The organism is Xanthomonas sp. 3075 (assembly GCF_014197275.1).
Lineage (GTDB): Bacteria > Pseudomonadota > Gammaproteobacteria > Xanthomonadales > Xanthomonadaceae > Xanthomonas > Xanthomonas campestris_B.
The window spans coordinates 31,439-44,230 of the sequence record NZ_JACIFI010000012.1 but is presented as its reverse complement, the minus strand read 5'-3'; the positions used below and the strand labels follow the sequence as shown (position 1 = coordinate 44,230).

12 protein-coding genes and 1 pseudogene are annotated in these 12,792 nt (G+C 63.1%); 5 read left to right on the top strand and 8 right to left on the bottom strand.

Translation table 11 applies throughout. The features are described from left to right. Nucleotides 1–134 precede the first annotated feature (134 nt). Entirely contained in the window at nucleotides 135–1,187 is a 1,053-nt protein-coding gene (locus GGR62_RS12675) for a hypothetical protein (RefSeq protein ID WP_184408252.1), read from the bottom strand. Between the two features lie 207 nt (nucleotides 1,188–1,394). On the opposite strand from GGR62_RS12675, the pseudogene GGR62_RS12670 reads away from it, so the two are divergent. After that, a pseudogene (locus GGR62_RS12670) lies at nucleotides 1,395–1,535 on the top strand (IS256 family transposase); the annotation flags it as partial. Between the two features lie 100 nt (nucleotides 1,536–1,635). Here GGR62_RS12670 and GGR62_RS12665 read toward each other — a convergent pair. Together GGR62_RS12665 and GGR62_RS12660 are read right to left on the bottom strand one after the other, a co-directional pair. After that, nucleotides 1,636–2,472, bottom strand: a complete 837-nt coding sequence (locus GGR62_RS12665) for a restriction endonuclease (protein WP_184408250.1) — start codon at nucleotides 2,470–2,472, stop codon at nucleotides 1,636–1,638. A gap of 312 nt (nucleotides 2,473–2,784) precedes the next feature. Further along, complete coding sequence (locus GGR62_RS12660) at nucleotides 2,785–4,362, bottom strand: choice-of-anchor Q domain-containing protein (RefSeq protein WP_184408249.1); 1,578 nt, start codon at nucleotides 4,360–4,362, stop codon at nucleotides 2,785–2,787. A gap of 330 nt (nucleotides 4,363–4,692) precedes the next feature. On the opposite strand from GGR62_RS12660, the gene GGR62_RS12655 reads away from it, so the two are divergent. Continuing rightward, a complete protein-coding gene (locus GGR62_RS12655) occupies nucleotides 4,693–5,589 on the top strand; it encodes a pseudouridine synthase (protein ID WP_184408248.1) in 897 nt (298 codons plus the stop codon). Nucleotides 5,590–5,660: 71 nt separating this feature from the next. Here GGR62_RS12655 and GGR62_RS12650 read toward each other — a convergent pair whose 3' ends face one another. Both GGR62_RS12650 and GGR62_RS12645 read right to left on the bottom strand, forming a co-directional pair. Continuing rightward, nucleotides 5,661–6,059 (bottom strand): hypothetical protein, encoded by a 399-nt coding sequence (locus GGR62_RS12650; protein WP_184408247.1) that lies wholly within the window; start codon nucleotides 6,057–6,059, stop codon nucleotides 5,661–5,663. A gap of 30 nt (nucleotides 6,060–6,089) precedes the next feature. After that, nucleotides 6,090–6,545, bottom strand: coding sequence for a hypothetical protein (locus tag GGR62_RS12645; protein WP_184408246.1), 456 nt, complete (start codon nucleotides 6,543–6,545; stop codon nucleotides 6,090–6,092). Nucleotides 6,546–6,975: 430 nt separating this feature from the next. Between GGR62_RS12645 and GGR62_RS12640 the strand changes: the two genes are divergently transcribed. After that, nucleotides 6,976–7,377, top strand: a complete 402-nt coding sequence (locus GGR62_RS12640) for an antitoxin Xre/MbcA/ParS toxin-binding domain-containing protein (protein ID WP_184408245.1) — start codon at nucleotides 6,976–6,978, stop codon at nucleotides 7,375–7,377. Nucleotides 7,378–7,446: 69 nt separating this feature from the next. Here the strand turns inward: GGR62_RS12640 and GGR62_RS12635 are convergent, their stop codons facing one another. Next, nucleotides 7,447–9,054, bottom strand: coding sequence for an alpha/beta hydrolase-fold protein (locus tag GGR62_RS12635; RefSeq protein WP_184408244.1), 1,608 nt, complete (start codon nucleotides 9,052–9,054; stop codon nucleotides 7,447–7,449). A gap of 385 nt (nucleotides 9,055–9,439) precedes the next feature. Between GGR62_RS12635 and GGR62_RS12630 the strand changes: the two genes are divergently transcribed. Together GGR62_RS12630 and GGR62_RS12625 are read left to right on the top strand one after the other, a co-directional pair. Next, a complete protein-coding gene (locus tag GGR62_RS12630) occupies nucleotides 9,440–9,691 on the top strand; it encodes a helix-turn-helix domain-containing protein (RefSeq protein ID WP_184408243.1) in 252 nt (83 codons plus the stop codon). Next, nucleotides 9,688–10,965, top strand: a complete 1,278-nt coding sequence (locus GGR62_RS12625) for a HipA domain-containing protein (protein WP_184408242.1) — start codon at nucleotides 9,688–9,690, stop codon at nucleotides 10,963–10,965. Before GGR62_RS12630 ends, GGR62_RS12625 begins: the two co-directional genes overlap by 4 nt. Nucleotides 10,966–11,352: 387 nt before the next feature. Here the strand turns inward: GGR62_RS12625 and GGR62_RS12620 are convergent, their stop codons facing one another. Both GGR62_RS12620 and GGR62_RS12615 read right to left on the bottom strand, forming a co-directional pair. Continuing rightward, the gene (locus tag GGR62_RS12620; RefSeq protein WP_184408241.1) at nucleotides 11,353–12,465 is read right to left on the bottom strand and encodes a type II toxin-antitoxin system RelE/ParE family toxin; all 1,113 of its coding nucleotides are present in this window, start codon (nucleotides 12,463–12,465) and stop codon (nucleotides 11,353–11,355) included. Continuing rightward, nucleotides 12,452–12,658 (bottom strand): hypothetical protein, encoded by a 207-nt coding sequence (locus tag GGR62_RS12615; protein ID WP_184408240.1) that lies wholly within the window; start codon nucleotides 12,656–12,658, stop codon nucleotides 12,452–12,454. The genes GGR62_RS12620 and GGR62_RS12615 overlap by 14 nt, the downstream gene beginning before the upstream one ends. Nucleotides 12,659–12,792: the final 134 nt, after the last annotated feature.

The window sequence follows — 12,792 nt, the reverse complement described above, 5'->3', positions numbered from 1 at the left end:
AATGTGGGGAACCTCAGCGTTAGATTGACTGAAAGTCAATCTAACGCAATTTTACTATGACAATTTCGTTTAAAGATTGCCCGCGAGAATCCCCTGCGACCAATCGCCGCTCTGCTCAATGGGGCGTTCACACTTCAATTTAAAAAATTCCCCAACTTGCAACTAAATATCCCTGGGCTGCCACTGAAATAGCCTTTTGGGGTGAGTTTAATCTTTGCGGTTTCGCCTTGGTTTTTTATTTCGACGAATTTCTCAAGTGTATCGTTATAATTAAGTGTGTAATTGTCAGTCTGATAGTAGGTGGTTAATGTTGGCCTTCCTTGAACTCCTTCAAATGAAGTGCCCACTGCTCTAGTGTCACTTCGATTAAAGGAGGTACTCATTTCCGCCATTACATAGTACCTTCCAGGTTTCAGTTTCGAAAATTTAAAATCTCCATCTTCGTTAGTCATCCCATCCAGCCGAATCAGCATAGAGGCGGGCGAAAGCTCGACAGTCTCCCCACGTTTCGCCTTCGATAGGAGAGTTCGCGCCTCTTCCAAATAAGGGTTTGCGGGGAATAAGAAAACCGGATGGTTGCGCGCTAGGTTAATCTTTCCTCCACGCAAAACGCAGGCGGTTCCAGTGATGGTCGATGTCCCAGGCTCCAGGGCAGCATTGGCGGCATCCATGTCGAAAATCGCTTTGGGCCTCAGCACCTTTGAAGGACGAGAGGGCGGTGCAGTTCTAGCGGCCATTGGGTCGGGCGGCGCTTTAGTTGGCTCAAGGTTGACGCGGGCCAGCATTCCGCACATCGTAGCCCTGACGTCTTCCGGGCGAGCCTGCATCAGTGGAGGCAAAACCGTCATAATGGTAAGTGTGCCTAGCGTTTCGTCTGCTTCGGAGGTCAAAAAAAATCCGCGGGTTTTGGTACTAGGTTTTTGAAAAAGCGTGAGCGTTACCTTGCCTTTCTCGGTCTTTTCTTCGACAACTTCGAACTTATCGTCCTGGGCCACTTTTCGAAGCTGACTGGCTGCACTGTTTAAATCTAATTTTTGCGAATGGACATAGGTTGCGAAGAATAAGCCTTTCTCTTGAGACCCGCTCGCTGTGAAATTGGATTCACAATTTGCAGCCTCCCCCCTAAGGCTTAGTGAAGATAATGATATAAAAACCATGGTGGAAAAGATTAATTTATGCTGCTTCATTACTATTCCTTTCTATAAAGATGTGATTCCCTGAATTAATCTTCGTACTGAACGGCCCCGGGAAGTGGGGGGGCTGTTTGGTTTAAGTCACGCCGCTTCGGCGTAACTGGCTCGTTGTCAATAGTAAACCTTCTCTGCTGAGTCTGTAAATTGAACTGTGTAATGGCCCTTTGAGAAGATGCGCGTTGAGCCGGGAGGAGCTGTTGCATGAAGTTATCGAAAGACCGCTTGGACGAGTTGACCGCCGGTTATACTCCGCCGGAACAGATGGGGTCGCTGTATTCGCAGATGCTCCAGCACATAATAAATCGCTCGCTGGAAGCGGAGATGCAGACGCATCTGGGCTACTAACGGCATGGGCGCAGCGTGGCGGGCAACGCCCGCAATCAGCAAAAAACGGGGTCCAGCAAAAAACGGGGTCAGGTTCAAAAAAAGGGGTCAGGTTCACTTATGCGGTTCCTCTACACCTGGGGAACTGGCTGCAGCCTAGGAAGTGCTCGCTAGTGCGTCGGTTCCTTCTCTGAACAAGCTCGCTGCCGCAGCGCGGGCAGCCTAGGGTGGCGATAGTTGTGGAGGCAGTGGACTCAGTGGAAGCGAAGATAGGTTCGACGCGCGCTGCTTGTGGTGTCGGTTGCTTTGCAGCGTGTAGTTGTACCGCTCGAATCATTTCCAGCAGCCGTTCGCCGCGGATCAGCTCAATCGGCCTACCTTCAGCAAACCGCTCTGCGTCCTTCGTGTAGGTACCGATACATACGATCTTCACCGCGTAGGCCTGGTGATGGGCGAGCAGGCCGAACATTTCTCGCACGACGCTGACGCCAACCTGCTGGCGCTTCCATTGCTTGCATTGCACCAGCGTGCGGCGGCCGTCCTTACGCAGGATCAGGTCGATGCCGCCGTCGGCGCCACCCAGACCGGTTTCTTCAACGCCGTAGCCCTGGCGACGAAACGCTTCGCCCACTAACTGTTCGAACTGGCGCCAGCCACCGGCGGCCAGGCTCTCCAGCGTTGTGCGTGTTTCCAGAAAGCGTCGCCGCCTGCGTGTGCCCAGATAGGAGACCAGCGCAGCGAGCCAACAGATGCCGAGCAGCATCCACGCCAATGGCGCGAATATTCCATCCGCTTGCTGGGCGAAGCCTTGCGACAGCATTCCGTCCTGGTGAGAAAACCACCAGCCGATGCCGTAGCGCACGCCAACAAAAGCAACGATGCCCGCGACCAGGCCGAGCGGCCACGGCAACGCGGCCAACGCGTCAAACCCACCCTGTTTCTTTCTGCGTCCCATGCCAGAACCCCCATTCCAGATTCGACCATAGTCGCTGAAACGGGGTTTGTCAGCAGGTCAACCAGGCCACCGCGATCTGGACTCCATCACGTGCCGGGAACGACGCACTTCGATGCAACCGGCCGGCAGCCAGGGTAACGCTCGAGTCCGCTTGCGACGCAGGAGACAGCGGAAACAGGGTCAGGCTCACTGACGCAACACTTGTCACTTCGGGATTGATCTTGCGAATGCTTGATTGCGCAACCGAGCGGGCTAGCCCGCCCGGTCACGCGATACGCGTCCTCCTCAGGCGAGGAGGATGCGCGGGTCGACTTACTTGATTTCCACCGCACCTGCGTCGCAGACAGCGGTGTTGCGTGCAATGCCACGCTGGTCGATGGTGCGGCAGTTGTTGCCGAGATTGCGCACCGGGCTATTGGCCGCCGGCAACTGGGTCAGCGTGGGGCCACCGTTGGTGGCCGGTTTGCCAAGCAGGGGATCGGTGGCGCGTGCGAGGCCGGCGGTGAGGCAGCGATTGAACAAGGCGCCCGCAGCCGAATACTCGATCAGGTTGTTGCCGGTGCTGCTCTGGTCGCTGCAGAACGTCCGCTCGGTCTTGGAGTACAGGATGCTGTTGCGGATGTCGAAGCCGCTACCGAACAGGGTGGACCCGGGGGTGTTCTCGGCGAAGGTCACGTTGTTGAAGCGCACCGTGGTCTTGCCCTGGTCGCCATTGGACGGCTGCCAACCCACATGCTGGATCGCAGCGCCGACACCCTTGGCGTAATTGCCATAGAAGGTGCTGTTGCTGACGTTACAGGACGGGCCGTAGCAATCCATGTACAAGGCGCCGGCGTTGCTCTTTTCGGCGCGATTGGAAATGAAGCTGGTTTCTTCGACGTTGATGATGCCTGGGGTGGTGATGGTCGTGCCGGAGTGAGTGGTATCGCCGAAGCCGAGGCTGATGCGCGCACCACCGGCCGGGCCGCCGTAGGCAATGTTGTTGGCGAAGGTCGAGTAGCGCACGTCGATGGTGTCGGGTGCATACGCCCATAGCGTGGCGCCGCCGCCACTGTTGGCTGCGGTGTTGTTACGCACCACGGTGCCGCAGACCGAGAGGGTGGCGCCGCCTGCGGCCGCGTTGAGGTAGCCGGCGAGCGAGGCGCCGTCCGTGTCGATCGCGCCGCTGTTGCCGAACTGGTCGGCATCCGGGAAGCCGGCCGGCGCATTGATCGCCTGGTTGCCGACAAGCTCCGAATTGACGATGGTCAGGCGGCTGAGCTGCGTGTAGAGGGCACCGCCCAGCCACGAGGTGTTCTTGGAGAACGAGCTCTTGACGATGGTCACGTCGGTATCGCTGCCGGCGAAGATGGCGCCACCGCCAATGCTGCTGCGGTTGCCCAGGAACTGGCTGTTGATCACTTCCAGCTTGCCGCGGTAATTGACGTTGATCGCCCCGCCACCCCAGGTGCCGGGGGCGTACTGGGTGTTGGACGACGGCTGCACGGAGCTGCCGTTCTGCAGCTTGAGATTGCGCACAGACAACGCATTGCCGTTTTTTACCTGGAAGATGCGCGCGGCCTGGCGGCCGTCGAGGGTGATCTTGCCCTTGCCATCGATCACCGTTGGCGTGCTGGCGCCGATGGTGATGGTCTGGTTGACGGCGATGCTGGCCGCACCTGCGCCGCAGTTGAAGGTGACATAACCACCTCGCGCCACCGCAGTGGCGAGCGCGCTGGCGGTACAGCTGGCTGCGGTGCCGTTGCCGACGACCACGCCGGCGTTGGAATGCACCCAGGGCTGGGGCGTGGTGCATTGCGCGACCGACGGCACGGCGGCCATGGCCGCACTGGTGGTGACGAGGGCAACAAGTCCTGCCGTCGCAACGGTTGCGTGAAGGGTTGAACGCATGGTGATGTCCTGCTTGAGAAAGGGATAGGCGGGCTGCCAGCACGCAACGTCAACGGTCTCGATGACACATGTGTTGCAAGCTGCTGGGCCGATGATCAGGGCGTGCATCGTGCGCGATCGCACGCATCTCCATTCGAACGTAGGTTCCAGAACACCACGTGTCGATGTAGCGACATCGTGCGAGCGCACATCGCTTCGCGCAGGCGGAAGCCAGCAGCTACGGCGAGCAAATGATGGTGCAGTGCTGCAGGCAGTCGCGACGCTGCATGCAATGCGTCGCGGCATCGCGCGTTACCATGCCAACTTCTCGATCCTGTTGCGATCTCGGCGATGCCCGATGCACCCCGCACCCACGATGGCACGCCGGCCAGTCGCTTCCAGCTGCCTGCCGGCCCCTGGGCCTCGGTCTTCGATGCGCTGTGCGCATGTTTTCCGGCGATCGCTGCCGAGCGCTGGCGCGACCGCTTCGCACGCGGCCTGGTGCGCGATGCAAATGACCACGCTTTATCGTTATTGGCGCCGTATCGATTGGGGGCCGAAATCCGCTATTTCCGCGAGGTTTCCCACGAGCCGGTCATCCCCTATGTCGAGACGGTGGTGCACGCCGACGCGGATCTGGTGGTGGCCTGCAAGCCGCACTTCCTGCCGGTGGCACCGACCGGTGCATACGTGCGCGAGACCCTGCTGACGCGACTAGTGCGCCGGCTGGACAATCCAGCGCTGGTGCCGTTGCACCGCATCGATCGCGAAACCGCCGGGCTGGTGTTGTTCTCGGCCAACCCCGCCACGCGCGGCATCTATCAGGCGCTCTTCCGCGAGCGACGCATTCGCAAGCACTATCTGGCGGTCGCACTCCCGCTGCCGGCGCTGACCTTTCCATCTGTGCATCGCAGTCGGCTGGAGCCGGGCGAGCCGTTCTTCCGCATGCGCGAGGGCGTGGGCGAGCCGAACAGCGAGACCGTGATCGATGTGGTCGCACGCGGCGCAGACACGTGGACGTATCGGCTGGAGCCGGTCACCGGGCGCAAGCACCAGTTGCGTGTGCACATGGCCGCGCTGGGCGCGCCGATTCTGCATGACCGTTTCTATCCCGATCTGGAAGATCAGCGGCCCGATGATCCGGAACGGCCGCTGCAGTTGTTCGCGCATACGCTGGCATTCGATGACCCGATCACCGATGAGGCTCGCCACTTCACCGCAACGGTCAGCCCTGTGAAGCAAGGCTGAGACGCGGGCAACGCGCTCACGCTTGGAAACCGGCATGCATAACGCGCATCGGTCCGTGGTCAAGCGCCGCGCTAAAGACAGATACCCGCTCGGCCGACGGTGAAGGACGCAAGCGTGTCCTGCGCATCGTACGTCAGCGAAATCATGGTGAATGTGGTGGCACAGGGAAAATGCGGCCAGCGGGTTTCCACAGGTTCGGCCATGAGCATTGGGGTCACGCCGGTGGCGTGGCGAAGCGTGTGATGCGCCGCCCAGGCTTGCACCTGGGCTTTGGACATGCCGGGCGCCAATTCCCGCTCGGCTTTGCCACGCCAATACGTCTGCTGCTGTTGCTCGGCCGCGCTTGGGTGTGCTGTGCAGCCGTAGCCGCTCAGCGCAACAAGCAGCATTGCAGCGACGCCGATGGCAAGCCACACCCTGCGCCTGCGTCGCCTTGCGTGATCGGGCAGGCGCAGGGTGTGCGGTTTCAAGAGCGCACGCATCGGTGCGCGATGACGCGCTTAGCGCACCTTGTACAACACCGCCGCACCCGGCTTGGGTTCGAACATCGGCACGGTCTGCTGCTTGAGCGCGGTGCCCTTGGCATCCCACACCAGGGTTTCGGTGGGGTATTCCTCGTTGCGGGTCATGGTTCCAATCTGCTTGACGATCACCTCCGAGCCGGCCTTCACTTCGGGGTTCCAGGCGAACACGCCGAACTTGCCGTAGAACACGGCCGGTGCGGCGGCATCCAGGCGGCGGTCCGGGCACATGACCAGGCCGCGCTCCAGCATCACCCGCAGCGCGCCCACGGGGACGGCCTTGACGGTGGGCGAGGTGCGATCGGTACTGTGGCCGGGGCAGACATTGGCCGAGCGCGTGAGCATGTCCTCGACCACTTGTCGGTCGGATTGGGCCAGTGCCGGCAGCGCGGCGGCGGACAGGGCAAGGACGGCGAGAGCGGACTTCCAGGGCATCTGACAACTCCTCATGAGATGAAACTCCAATGCTGCAGCCCATCCAGGCGCAGGCTGCTTCCAGAGACGCGCCCGAATCCTACCAACCCATTTGTTAAGTCCTTTCGACAGTCGCTGCGGTCGATCGGTGATCTGCCCGGGCAGGGCAATCGCTCGCGGTCACCGTGACGCAGTCGCCATCATCCTGCTGGCCGACAGTGCCGCGATGGCCCGGGCATGGCGTCGCTCACCCGGCTTTCGTCGCAGCCCAGCCCAGCAGTGCCCATCCGTCAGCAGAGCGGGCGCCGCCACTGGCTGACCTACCGGGCAATGGCCGGCCAGCACGAAATGCAACGCTTGCTGACGCCTTCACCGCCTGTCAGGAGACTCCTGATTGAGCGACCGCCATCACGCGGTTAGCTTGCCCGCAAACACACTGCAGGACTGCCACGTGGAACGCGCCGACCTGATTGCATCACTGCTCGTTGGCATGCGGCGCGCCGAAACATTCCGCGCCCAGGTATCTGCGTACAGCACTGCGCACAGCGAGCGCATGGAGAGCGAACAGGCCAACGCGGCCGATGCAGAGTTGGTGCTGTCGCTGTTTTCCTTTACGCCGGAGCACCTCAAGTTGCTTGGCAGCACCGGCATCGAGACCGTGGGCGAGATCGTCTGCCATGCCTGGGCGCTCAACGGCGGCAACAACGAAGCACTGATCCGCTGGTTCCGCACACCCTTGAACGCACTGGACGGGCAAACACCGGCGGCCATGGTCCGCACCGGCCAAATCCAGGTACTGCTGCTGGTGCTCAGGCAGCAGCTGGAATGGGAGTTGCCCAAGCGCTTGGCCTGAGTCTCAGTAGCGGTTTGGGGTGGCGGTGGCTTGCATGGGCGCGATACGCAGACACCTGCGTGGAGGCACTTACTGCTTCGGTCGTGCCACTGCGTACATCTCCCAGGCAATCTTCTTCATCAAGGCGTTGCTGTCCTCGCCCTCCTTGTACAGGTCGAAGTGGGTGCGACCTTCCAGGTAGCGGAAGTCGCTCCTGGCGCCCAGGCCGTCCAGCACGGCCTGGAACTTGTGCGCCGCCCCATCCAGATAGAACGTGTCGGCGGTGCCGACGATCAGGTGGATCTTGCCGTCCAGATCCGGCTTGAGCGTGGGCCATTGCGCGGCCACGCGCGCGGCGATGTCGTAGTGCGTGCGCCAGTAGGCCACCACGGCCGGGTCGACGGTGCCGGTGTCGCGGTCGAACATCGGCACCGGGTGGCCGTCGGGCCCGCGCGGCGAGAACACCCAGTCGAACGAGGTCATCTGGCCGCCGTAAGGGCCGAGCACGCGCTCGAGCTTGGCGAAGGTTTCCAGGTCGGCCACGACCTTGCCCTGGTCGCGGATCAGCGGGAACTGGCTGCCGTCGGCGCGCCGGTAGACGTTGGCATTGGGCGCGTACAGATCCGGCCCGGTGAAGTCGTGGAAGTCGCTGGAATCGGGCGAGGTGGACCAGGTGCCGCCGAACAGCTTGGGGTAGCGCGTCTGCAGCCACAGCGTGGCCCAGCCGCCGGACGAATGCCCGTTCAGGAACCGGCCCTTGGCGTTGCCGTCCATCTTGTACTGCCGTTCCAGCGCGGGGATCAGCTCCTCGGTCAGTGCGGTGCCCCAGGGACCGTTGTTGACCGAGTCGGCGAACTCGTGGGTGCCGGTGGGCGTGGACTGGTCCAGGAACACCCAGATCATCGGCGGCATCTGCTTGGCCGCCATCGCGCTCCAGGTCGCGGCGATGCTGCCGGCAAAGCGGTTGTAGTTGCCGCCGAAGCCATGGGTGACATACACGGTGGGATAGCGCACGCGGGCCTTGGCGTCGTAGCCGGGCGGAGTCAGCACGCGGGCGCGCAGCGAGACCGGCCGGCCCCAGAACGCGCTCAGCGACGGGCTCAGCAGCGAGGCGTCCGCGCTATGCAGCTTGGCCTCCGGGATCGCGTCGCGGATTGCCTGCGGTGCACGCGGCGACACCTGCCACGGGTCGTCCGACACCGGCACCTGCTTGCTGAGCCTCAGTGTGGGCAACGGCTTGCCCTTGCCCGGCGTCACCGCGGTGACCTCGCTCAGCAGATCGCCGCCATCGCGGCCGCCATAGCTGTAGCTGTGGTCCGGGTCCAGCACGGCCTGGAACAGGTACTCGCCGGCCGGCAGCGCGGAAAACGCGCTGGGGTAGGCGATGTTGTCCAGGTCGATCTCGACGCTGGCACCGGGCCTGAGCGCGGTCACCTCCTGCGCCGCCACGGCCACCGCCGTCGGGCGGAACGGGTTTACGTTCACCTCTTCCACCTTGCCGTCCTTGGCCTCGGCCCGGGCCTGCTTGGCCAGGGTGGCGAACACCAGCAGCCGCCCGGACGCGGGCTGATCGGTCGCCCCGTCCAGGGTGACGCGCAGCAGGCGATGCGCGGCCACCGGCTCGGCCGCATGCGCGACGCAGGCGCACAGCAGGCCAACGGCCAGGCCCAGGCGGGGGGCAAGACGATGCAGGGGCATGCGGATCCTTTGAGGCGCAGATGGATGGAGTGGGCGCAATGGCCCTGCGCAGACTGTAGCCAGTTCGCTGCGCGCTGCAATCGCAAGTCTGGTCACCGCATCCGATCTGCGTGGCTTGGAACTCCGGCGGGCGGTGCGAGCAGCACAAATGATTGGGTGGAGTAGGTAGGCCAACGCAGCTGGCATCGTTTGGTCATCAAATTGCACGGGGGCGTTGCCACTCACGCGTCAGCGTCGGCTTAAGATCCTAAAACTAAAGCCAGCTTTAGTTTCCAATCCAGCAAATGCCTGACAGACAAGCCGATCTAATGCCAGCTTTAGATTTTGCTTGTTCCTGCATCAGTGCCGGAATAATCTAAAGCCCGCTTTAGATTCGATGACTGCTATGCGCGTCCCAATCGACCAAGCATCCGACATCGGCGCTTACGTCCGCGCCGTTCGCAAGGCACAAGGCTTACGGCAGGACGACTTGGCGGCGCTGGCCGGCACCAGCCATGTGGTGCTGGGCAATGTCGAGCGCGGCAAGGACACCGTGCAACTGGGCCGGGTGTTCGAGCTGCTGCGGCAATTGGGCATCCAGGTCCAGCTGGACCTGCCGATGGAGCTGCCGGCCCCTGTATACAAGCCCCCCAAATGAACAACGCCGACGCGCCACGTAGCCTGGAACTGTGGCTGGAAAGCCGCCGCGTCGGCGAACTGCGGGAGCAGGGCAATCTGTGGGTGCTCGCGTACGACCAGACGTGGCGCAAGGACGGCTTCGACCTGTCTCCTGCGTTGCCGCGCAGCGCCGGCGAGATCGTCGATGGCGGCAGCCAGCGCCCGGTGCAGTGGTTCTTCGACAACCTGCTGCCCGAAGAGGGCGGGCGCCGGCTGATTGCCAGCGACGCGGGCATCGACGCGGCCGACGCCTTCGGTCTGTTGCAGCGTTTCGGCCCGGAGTCGGCCGGCGCGTTGACCTTGCTGCGGCCAGGTCAGCAACTGCCAGGGCCAGCGCTGCAGCCGCTGACAGATGCGGAGTTGTCCACGCGTATTCGCGCGTTGCCTCGGCAACCGCTGACCCATGACGCACCCAAGCGCATGTCGCTGGCGGGCGCTCAGCACAAGCTGGCGGTGGTGCTGGATGAGGGGCGGTTATGGGAGCCGGTGGGCACGGCCGCGTCCACCCACATTCTCAAGCCCGACCACGAACATGTGGACGACTACCCACATAGCGCGGTCAACGCATGGTTCTGCATGCAGCTGGCCGCTGCCTGCGGACTGCCGGTGCCGCAAGTCGCCGTGCGCCGCGTGCCGGAACCGGTGTATCTGGTGCGCCGCTTCGACCGCCTCGGCGATGGCCTGCAGGCACAGCGCCGTTACGCGCTGGACGGTTGCCAATTGCTGTCGCTGGATCGCGTTTACAAATACCAACAAGCCACCAGCGGCAACTTGCGCGCGCTCGAACGCATCAGCCGCATGCCCGCGGCCACCCGCATCGCGCTGCTGCGCTGGCAGTTGTTCAACTTCTTGATCGGCAACAGCGACGCCCACCTCAAGAACCTGAGCTTTCTGCGCGGCGCCAACGGCTGGGAACTCGCGCCGCACTACGACCTGCTCAGTACCAGCGTCTACAAGGCCCCAGATTGGGGTTTGGAGGAATTGGTTTTTCCGATGGGCAACGCCCGCCGTTACGCCTCTATCCGCCGCAATGATGTCGCTGCATTTGGCGACTCCATCGGCGTGCCGCCCAAACTGGCATTGCGGCATCTGGATGAACTTGCAATCGCGATCAGGCGGGAATCGCACGCCGTGCTGCAGACCTATGAGCAAGGTGCGACGCATGCAGTGGACGCTGGTGAGGCGCGCTTGCTGCGGCAGATTGTGTTCGGACCAGTGACGGATGCATTGAAAACGGTGGCGTTGTCACTTTAGTTCATACGCTGAAATTGGAATCGGGGGTGGGTCAAACCAGCCCCGGACTCTAAACCAGGCCGCTACTCAGGGCGGGGGGACGTCGCAGCTCCAGCAAGCCGTGTGATCCAGCTGCGCGCAGTGCAGCGCCATACCGAATTGCATCGGCAAATCGGACCAGTGAATGCCTGTGGTGCCTCCTGCTGCGCGTGTTTCATCCAGACGACGGAAGAACCACATCCTCTGGCGCGTCAATATTGCGAACAGTGATCGATGAAATGCCGCTTTCCCACAGCACTCGGACTGCTTGAACTTTAGATCCAGTGCAAGCAGTCCGGTAACTGGGTAACGCGTCATACCTTGGCTTGAGTTTCTAAGGTAGCTGATGCGTGCCGCATACCCCACCACTCACCGATACGGCCCCGGCCCACGCCACACCGGCTCGCCTTGCTTGTAGACCTCCATCATGTTGATGACCTCGCGGGCGTCGCCGATGTCTTTGAGTTCCGGCGAGTCCGGTGGCAGCAGGCGGCACTTGCTGGAGCCGCGCTTGAGGGCGACTTCCAGTGGGCAGACCATGCGGTACTGGGTGCCGGGCAGGATGATGGCGAGTTCCTTCATGCCCTGGTCGCGCCAGTTGCGTAGCTGGGTCTCGCTGCGCACTTCGTAATAGACCTGGTAGCCGCCCACATCCATGCTGGGTTGGGCGTTGTTGCGGTCGCGGCGGCGGCCTTCGCTGATGGTGGGCGTGTTGGACATGCCGTCTTCGGCGGCATCGGCTTCTTCTTCGAGCATGCCCGGTGGGCGGCCGGTCCAGGTCTGGGGACGGCGCTGCGGCGGCGATGAGGGTTCTGCCGGCGGTTGCGGTGGCGTGGGGCGCTGCACCGGCTGTGTCTGGCGCTGCTCGACCAGGCCACCGCGTCGTGTGTTGCCTGCGGGCGGCACCGGGTTCTTGGCGTTCTTGACCAGGGTGGACTGCACCGGCGAGGCGGCCGGTGGCGGCTGCACCGGGGCGGGCTTGGCCGACGGCGGTGTCGGTGTCGGGGAGGGCGTGGGTTGCTCGGGCTCGGCGGTGTCGCCGACGAAGTCGACCTTGGTGCGGCCACCGCTGGCCGAGCCTTGCGGCGGGGTCATGGTGGGCGTGGAGGCCGACAGCAGGATCAGCAGCATCAGCACATGCAGCAACGCGCTGATCAGCGCGGCGATCCAGGGCTCGATGCGTTCGATCAGCGGTTCGCTGCGGGGCAGCCAGTCGCTAGGCTCCAGATGCACGTGCAGCAGCTGCAGCGCGTCGCCGCGCACGCGGTAGACCAGCACGTAGGGCGTCTGCTTGACCACCCACTCGCGGGTGCCGGCGACCCGGCCGGCGCGGCCACGGCCGGGTTGCTCGGCCAGGGTGCGGGTGGCTTCCAGCACCTGCCGCGCCATCGCGGCGGCGGCGGTCGGGTTGAGCGCGTGGTAGTGATCCTGGGCGTATGCAAGCTGCTTGGCGGCCGGGACGGTCCAGTCACGCCGCAACATCAACGCCCCATTTGGCGAACAGTGCCGTCACCTGTGCCGGCGCGGCAAAGGCACCCTGGTCCGCCGCCGCGATCCCGTCCTGCACCGCCGCCTGGAAGCCGGCGGCGTCCACGACGCGGGACACGTCCTCCCATCCAGCTGCTTCGGGCAGCGTGTCGATCAGGGCGTGGGCGTGTTGCTTGATGGCAGACATGGCACTGCAGTGGGGGAACTCTGCGCACAAGTCTACCGCCGCCGCCGGTGTTCGCGTGTGGCAATGGGCGCGGCGCGCAGCCGCGTTCACTGGCGGTGCTGGGAGTGCGGCCAGGGCCGGTGGCAGGTGGTGAC

Bases quoted from the DNA above. Each gene is read 5' to 3' on its own strand.
- GGR62_RS12615 (WP_184408240.1), bottom strand. From the start codon at position 12,658: ATGTCTGCCATCAAGCAACACGCCCACGCCCTGATCGACACGCTGCCC.
- GGR62_RS12625 (WP_184408242.1), top strand. From the start codon at position 9,688: ATGAACAACGCCGACGCGCCACGTAGCCTGGAACTGTGGCTGGAAAGC.
- GGR62_RS12660 (WP_184408249.1), bottom strand. From the start codon at position 4,362: ATGCGTTCAACCCTTCACGCAACCGTTGCGACGGCAGGACTTGTTGCC.
- GGR62_RS12675 (WP_184408252.1), bottom strand. From the start codon at position 1,187: ATGAAGCAGCATAAATTAATCTTTTCCACCATGGTTTTTATATCATTA.
- GGR62_RS12635 (WP_184408244.1), bottom strand. From the start codon at position 9,054: ATGCCCCTGCATCGTCTTGCCCCCCGCCTGGGCCTGGCCGTTGGCCTG.
- GGR62_RS12665 (WP_184408250.1), bottom strand. From the start codon at position 2,472: ATGGGACGCAGAAAGAAACAGGGTGGGTTTGACGCGTTGGCCGCGTTG.
- GGR62_RS12620 (WP_184408241.1), bottom strand. From the start codon at position 12,465: ATGTTGCGGCGTGACTGGACCGTCCCGGCCGCCAAGCAGCTTGCATAC.
- GGR62_RS12655 (WP_184408248.1), top strand. From the start codon at position 4,693: ATGCCCGATGCACCCCGCACCCACGATGGCACGCCGGCCAGTCGCTTC.
- GGR62_RS12630 (WP_184408243.1), top strand. From the start codon at position 9,440: ATGCGCGTCCCAATCGACCAAGCATCCGACATCGGCGCTTACGTCCGC.
- GGR62_RS12645 (WP_184408246.1), bottom strand. From the start codon at position 6,545: ATGCCCTGGAAGTCCGCTCTCGCCGTCCTTGCCCTGTCCGCCGCCGCG.